This window comes from Psychrobacter sp. T6-1, from assembly GCF_052258445.1.
In genome coordinates this window covers 1-799 of sequence record NZ_JBQQFC010000645.1, presented here as the reverse complement: position 1 = coordinate 799, position 799 = coordinate 1, and the positions used below count along the sequence as shown (strand labels likewise).

Here is a 799-nt window from a genome sequence, read left to right as displayed (position 1 = left end):
TTCTTTGACAAGATGAAGCGTAAACCACAAAGCTAAGTGGCTACGTCTATGCATCAAAGCGTAACTAAAAAGGATTGCTTGCTGCAGTCCTTTTTTTTAAGTTTAGGCTATCTGCATGCGACACATACTGGAAACAACACTTACAGCCTATTAGCAAAGAGTAGCGTTTTTACTACGACTAAAGAGAAGGTTAGCAGCTACTATTGGCTATAGTGAATACAAGCTTATTATCATGATAAGCTTTGTACTTTAATTTTGACACTTTGAGAGGTAATATTATGAAATTCGCTAAATCTATGGCAATGACAGCAATGGTCAGCTCAGCACTCGTCATGACGGGCTGTAACTCAGGTCCTTTTGGTAATGCAAGCAACACCGCTAAAGGCGCGACTGCTGGCGCGGCAGCTGGTGCTCTTATCAGAAGCAAAGGCGATAGCAAAGATATCGCTCGCGGCGCACTAGCTGGCGCAGCTATTGGCGGTGCTGGTGGTTATATTCTTGATAACAACTAAGATTTAAACACTTAATGTTTAAATGATTAGTATTTAAATAACTATAAAAAGCCTGCAATATATTGCAGGCTTTTTTATGGATAACGTCTATAGAGAGGTCAATGATAGAGATAACAATGATTGCGCTATAATCCACCACTAAAGGTATCACAAGATTGAATATTGCCTGATTCAAGACCACGAGTAAACCAGCTAACCCGCTGTTGACTACTGCCATGAGTGAAGTTATCAGGAACTACTGCCCCGCCACTCGCTTGTGCTAGGCGATCATCACCGATTTGACTGGC

Annotated in this window: 2 protein-coding genes; one reads left to right on the top strand and one right to left on the bottom strand. The window is 41.6% G+C overall.

The genetic code is table 11. The features are described from left to right. Positions 1 to 278: 278 nt before the first annotated feature. Positions 279 to 512 carry a hypothetical protein gene (locus ACTXGO_RS15130; RefSeq protein WP_317200083.1) on the top strand — a complete coding sequence of 78 codons (234 nt, stop codon included), beginning with the start codon at positions 279 to 281 and terminating at the stop codon, positions 510 to 512. Positions 513 to 637: 125 nt separating this feature from the next. Here the strand turns inward: ACTXGO_RS15130 and ACTXGO_RS15125 are convergent. Further along, on the bottom strand, positions 638 to 799 hold a 162-nt coding region (locus ACTXGO_RS15125; RefSeq protein ID WP_443575099.1), incomplete at its 5' end, for a neutral zinc metallopeptidase.